Consider the following 5862-nt stretch of genomic DNA (forward strand, 5'->3'; position numbering starts at 1 on the left):
CACGGAACAACGCCGGAGAGAGGGCACACCGAGCCTAAGCGAGGTGCCGAGTGGTGGGGCAGGGGCTTTTTGCTTATTGTTGCGCTGTTCAAAAGTGAGCCGCTGTAAGAGCGGAACCGATATCAGCCATCACCCAAATAGCGGATATGCCCCCCAACCCCAAAGACGCATACGACATCCAACGTATTCCCCGCCCAACCCCATCCCCGTGAGACTGCTCCCGACAGCCAACCCACCCTCCGGGAGCACCTCGATGACCGACACCCTGATCAAAGTCGACCTCAACCAACCCGTCACCGAAAACGAACAGATCCACAACCGTTGGCACCCGGACATCCCGATGGCTTGCTGGGTCAAACCCGGCGATGACTTCATCCTCGAAACCTACGACTGGACCGCCGGCGCCATCAAGAACAACGACGACGCCAGCGACGTGCGCGACGTCGACCTCTCCACCGTGCATTACCTCTCCGGTCCGGTGGGCGTACACGGCGCCGAACCCGGCGACTTGCTGGTGGTCGACCTGCTCGACATCGGCGCCAAGGCCGACTCCCAGTGGGGCTTCAACGGCTTCTTCTCGCGCCAGAACGGCGGCGGCTTTCTCACCGATCACTTCCCCAGCGCGCAAAAAGCCATCTGGGATTTCAAGGGCATGTTCACCAGCTCCCGGCACATCCCGGGCGTCAATTTTGCGGGCCTGATCCACCCCGGCCTGATCGGCTGCCTGCCCGACCCGGTGATGCTCGCCGACTGGAATCGTCGCGAGCAGGAGCTGATCGATACCAACCCGACCCGCGTCCCACCCCTGGCCAACGCGCCGCTGGCCGCCACCGCGCACATGGGCAAACTCAAGGGCTCGGCCCGTGATGATGCCGCCGCCACCGGTGCCCGCACCGTGCCGCCCCGTGAGCATGGCGGCAACTGCGATATCAAGGATTTGTCCCGCGGCTCGAAGATCTATTTCCCGGTGTACGTCAACGGCGCCGGCCTGTCGGTGGGCGACTTGCACTTCAGCCAGGGCGACGGCGAAATCACCTTTTGCGGCGCCATCGAAATGGCCGGCTGGGTGCACATGAAGGTCGAGCTGATCAAGGGCGGCATGGCCAAATACGGGATCAAGAACCCGGTGTTCAAGCCAAGCCCGATCACCCCGAACTACAAGAACTACCTGATCTTCGAAGGCATCTCCGTCGACGAACAGGGCCAGCAGCATTACCTGGACGTCAATGTCGCTTACCGCCAGGCCTGCCTGAATGCGATCAACTACCTGACCAAGTTCGGCTACTCGCCGGCCCAGGGGTATGCGTTGCTCGGCTCGGCGCCGGTGCAGGGGCATATCAGCGGCGTGGTGGACATCCCCAACGCCTGCGCGACGTTGTGGCTGCCGACTGAAATCTTCGAGTTCGACATCAACCCCAATGCCAGCGGCCCGACCCAATTCCTCGACGGCAGCATCGACCTGCCCATTGCACCGGACCTGTAGCATGCCGACCTATGAATATGCCTGTGAGTCCTGCGGCACCTTCACGATGCTGCGGCCCATGGCCCAGCGTCACGAACCCAGCCAATGCCCGTATTGCGACGGCCCGGGCGGGCAGTTGCTGCTGTCGGCGCCGGCGCTGACCACGCTGTCGGCCAATCAGCGCAAGGCCATAGCCGGTAACGAGCGCAGCGCCCATGCGCCGCAAACCGTCGGCGAATATCAGGCAGCGCGCAAGCACCCGGCGGGCTGCAGTTGCTGTGGCACCAGCAAGCCGGTGGTGCCGAGCAAGGCCAACCCGCTGGGGCTCAAGACCAGGACCGGGCCACGGCCCTGGATGATCAGTCATTGACCGAGGAGATTTGCAATGCGCCATGGCGACATTTCCAGCAGCCCGGACACGGTCGGCGTTGCTGTCGTGAACTACAAGATGCCGCGCCTGCACAGCAAGGCCGAAGTCATCGATAACGCGAAGAAGATTGCCGAGATTATTGTCGGCATGAAGCAGGGTTTGCCCGGCATGGACCTGGTGGTGTTCCCCGAATACAGCACCATGGGGATCATGTACGACCACGACGAGATGATGGCGACCGCCGCGAGTATTCCCGGCGAGGAGACGGCGATTTTCTCCGCGGCCTGCCGCCAGGCCAATACCTGGGGCGTGTTTTCCCTGACCGGTGAACGCCACGAGGAGCACCCGCACAAGGCGCCGTACAACACGCTGGTGCTGATCAATAACCTCGGCGAGATCGTCCAGCGTTATCGCAAGTGCATTCCGTGGTGTCCGATCGAAGGTTGGTATCCCGGCGACCGCACCTACGTGTGCGACGGGCCCAAGGGCATGAAGGTCAGCCTGATCATCTGCGACGACGGCAACTACCCGGAGATCTGGCGTGACTGTGCGATGAAAGGCGCCGAGCTGATCGTGCGCTGCCAGGGCTATATGTACCCGGCCAAGGAGCAGCAGGTGCAGATGTCCAAGAGCATGGCCTGGGCTAATAACTGCTACGTGGCGGTGGCGAATGCGGCGGGGTTCGACGGGGTGTATTCGTACTTCGGGCACTCGGCGATCATCGGCTTCGATGGCCGTACCCTGGGCGAGTGCGGCGAGGAAGAGATGGGCATTCAGTACGCCCAGCTGTCGGTGTCGCAGATCCGCGATGCGCGGGCCAACGACCAGTCGCAGAACCATCTGTTCAAGTTGCTGCACCGTGGCTACACCGGCATGCATGCCTCGGGCGATGGGGACAAGGGCGTGGCGGATTGCCCATTCGAGTTCTATCGCACCTGGGTGCTGGACGCGCAAAAGGCCCAAGAGAATGTCGAGGCATTCACTCGCAGCACCGTCGGTGTCGCCGAATGCCCGGTGGGGCAGTTGCCCCATGGCGGTAAAGAAAAAACGGCGGGTTGAGGCATGCGGTTTACTTTTGAACCGGCCCAGGTCATGGCCTTGCTGCGCAGCCGTATCGTTGGCCAGGACGCAGCCCTGGCCCAAATGGAAGGGTTGCTCAAGGTGGTCAAGGCCGATATCGGTGAGCGTGAGCGGCCGTTGAGCGTCAACCTGTTCATGGGGCCTACCGGGGTCGGCAAGACGGAAATCGTCCGGCTGCTGGCCCAGGCGTTGCACGGGCGTGCCGACGGGTTCTGCCGTATCGACATGCACACCCTGGCCCAGGAGCATTATGCCGCCGCACTCACCGGTGCACCGCCGGGTTATGTCGGCAGCAAGGAGGGCATCAGCCTGTTCAACAGCGAACTGATCCAGGGTAGCTACAGCCGCCCTGGTATCGTGCTGTTCGACGAGTTGGAGAAAGCCAGCCAGGAGGTGGTGCGCAGCCTGCTGGGCATCCTTGAAAACGGCCAGCTGACGCTGGCGGGCGGCGCTCGTACGCTGGACTTTCGCAACAGCCTGATCTTCATGACCAGCAATATCGGCGCCCAGCAGGCGCGTCGGCACCGGCAACGCTTTGCCCCGTTGCGCTGGTGGGGGCGCGGTGAAGCGGGGGTGTTGGAGGACGCCTTGCACCGCCACTTCGAGCCGGAATTTCTCAATCGCATCGATCGTATCCTGATGTTCGAGCCCATCGACCATCAGTGGCTTGAGGCGCTGCTCAAGGTGGAACTCGGCAAACTCAATCAACGCCTGGCGACGCAGCAGCGGTCACTGGTGCTGGATGAGTCGGCACGGGTGTGGTTGTGCCGCGACCATGATGTACGCTTTGGTGCCCGTGCCTTGGGCCGCCGATTGCGGGTGGAACTTGAGCCGGCGATTGCCGAATGCGTATTGCGCGACCCGGGTGTGGGCCCCATGGGCGCGACTGTCGACAGTGATCGTTTGGTGGTTTCGCAACAAGCGGCTTGCAACAAATAAATTCCAAGCTAATATAACCCGGGTAAAACAATATATTCCGGGTAAAAGTCATGAGCGCATCACACTGCACCGCTTTCCTTGGCCACCAACGCGTGGCCGCCGGCTCTTATGCCGACGTCGCCAAAAACCTGAAAAACCTCGACCTGTCGACGGGCAGCTTGCTGGTGTTTGATGACGCCAGCGGCGTTCAAGTCGACTATCCCTGGCCCGCCGGTTACGCACCGCAGCAACCGACCGTCGCGGTGACGGAGGCCGACGTGCCGGCGTCACCTACCGTAGGCCGACCGAAGCTGGGGGTGGTCGCCCGTGAAGTGACCCTGCTGCCACGGCATTGGGAGTGGCTGGGGCAACAGCGCGGCGGCGCCTCGGCGGCCTTGCGCCGGCTGGTGGATGAAGCGCGCAACGCCCATGCCGAGCACGATGAGCGACGCCAGGCCAAGGAATCCAGCTATCGTTTCATGAGCGCCCTGGGCGGCGACCTGCCGGGTTTCGAAGAGGCCTCGCGGGCGTTGTTTGCCCAGGACGGCGCCGACTTTTCCAACAAGATTGCGCACTGGCCGGTGGATGTGAAGTTGTACCTGGCCTGGTTGTCACGCAACGCTTTCCCTGCCTAATTGCATTGAGATCCGAACCTTCATGGAAGTCACCCAGCAACGACCGTTGTGGCAGATCTACCTGATCTTTCTGGCACCCATGGTGCTGTCCAATTTCCTCCAGAGCTTTTCCGGCACGCTGAACGGGATCTATGTCGGGCAGATGCTCGGCACCCAGGCGTTGGCGGCGGTGTCGGGGATGTTCCCCATCGTGTTTTTCTTTATCGCCCTGGTGATCGGCCTGGGGGCGGGCGCTTCGGTGCTGATCGGCCAGGCGTGGGGCGCGCAGGAAACCTCGATGGTCAAGTCGATCACCGGCGCCACCCTGACCCTCGGCGCCCTGATCGGGGTGATCGCGGCGGTGCTGGGCAGCGTGTTTGCGCGCCCGGCAATGCAGGCCCTGGGCACACCGGTGGATGTGCTGGATGACGCGGTGGGTTATGCGCAGATGATGATGTTGATCATGCCGCTGTTGCTGGTGTTTATCCTGTTCACCCAACTGCTGCGGGGCGTGAGTGACACGGTGTCGCCCTTATTGGCGCTGATGGTGTCGACCACCGTGGGCCTGGTGCTGACCCCTGCGCTGATCAAGGGTTGGCTGGGCCTGCCGCCGATGGGTATCCAGAGCGCGGTGGTGGCGGGGTTGGTGGGCAATGCCCTGGCGATGACGTTCCTGGTGCTGCGCCTGCGCCATAAAAACCACGTGATGGCGCCGGATCGCCAGTTGATGGAGGCGCTGCGGCTGGATCGGGTGATCCTGGGCAAGGTCCTGCGTATCGGGTTGCCTACGGGGTTGCAGATGGTGGTGCTGTCGTTGTCGGAGCTGGTGATTCTGGCGCTGGTCAACAGCCATGGTTCCCAGGCGACGGCGGCGTATGGGGCGGTGACGCAGATCGTCAACTATGTGCAGTTTCCGGCATTGTCGATTGCGATCACCGCGTCGATTCTGGGGGCGCAGGCGATCGGGGCGGGGCGCCTGGAGCGGATCGGGCCGATCCTGCGTACGGGGATTTTGATCAACCTGTGCCTGACGGGTGGGTTGATAGTGCTGGGGTATGTGTTGTCGCACTGGCTGTTGGGGTTGTTCATTACCGACGTGGATGCGCGGGTCAAGGCCGAGCACCTGCTGCATATCATGCTCTGGAGCATCCTGGTGTTCGGCTTCCAGGCCGTGGTGGGCGGGATCATGCGGGCCAGCGGGGTGGTGCTGGTGCCGGTGGGGATCTCGATCGTTTGCGTGTTGGGGGTGGAGTTGCCGGTGGCGTATCTGCTGAATACGCGGTTTGGGCTGGAAGGGGTGTGGATGGCGTTTCCGGTGACGTATCTGGCGATGTTGGGGTTGCAGACGGCGTATTACCGGCTGGTTTGGCGGCATAAGCAGATCAAGCGGTTGGTGTGAGGTTTTGTTTGCGGGGCGG

At 62.6% G+C, this 5862-nt stretch carries 6 protein-coding genes; all 6 read left to right on the forward strand.

Going from position 1 to position 5862, the window contains the following annotated elements; genetic code table 11:
* The first annotated feature begins 253 nt into the window (after positions 1-253).
* From fmdA to HX873_RS31160, 6 genes are read left to right on the forward strand one after another with little or no spacing between them, the layout of a single operon-like run.
* Complete coding sequence (gene fmdA, locus HX873_RS31135) at positions 254-1483, forward strand: formamidase (protein ID WP_003218608.1); 1230 nt, start codon at positions 254-256, stop codon at positions 1481-1483.
* Position 1484: 1 nt separating this feature from the next.
* On the forward strand, positions 1485-1832 hold the full coding sequence (locus HX873_RS31140; protein ID WP_008432727.1) for a zinc ribbon domain-containing protein: 348 nt from the start codon (positions 1485-1487) through the stop codon (positions 1830-1832).
* 15 nt (positions 1833-1847) lie between these two features.
* Positions 1848-2891, forward strand: a complete 1044-nt coding sequence (locus HX873_RS31145) for an aliphatic amidase (protein WP_003218599.1) — start codon at positions 1848-1850, stop codon at positions 2889-2891.
* A gap of 3 nt (positions 2892-2894) precedes the next feature.
* Positions 2895-3851, forward strand: coding sequence for an AAA family ATPase (locus HX873_RS31150; protein WP_177123803.1), 957 nt, complete (start codon positions 2895-2897; stop codon positions 3849-3851).
* A gap of 50 nt (positions 3852-3901) precedes the next feature.
* A complete protein-coding gene (locus HX873_RS31155) occupies positions 3902-4465 on the forward strand; it encodes a DUF2239 family protein (protein ID WP_003218595.1) in 564 nt (187 codons plus the stop codon).
* A gap of 22 nt (positions 4466-4487) precedes the next feature.
* A complete protein-coding gene (locus HX873_RS31160) occupies positions 4488-5843 on the forward strand; it encodes an MATE family efflux transporter (RefSeq protein WP_177123805.1) in 1356 nt (451 codons plus the stop codon).
* Positions 5844-5862 lie beyond the last annotated feature (19 nt).

The sequence above is a fragment of the Pseudomonas sp. P7758 genome (assembly GCF_013386485.1).
Lineage (GTDB): Bacteria > Pseudomonadota > Gammaproteobacteria > Pseudomonadales > Pseudomonadaceae > Aquipseudomonas.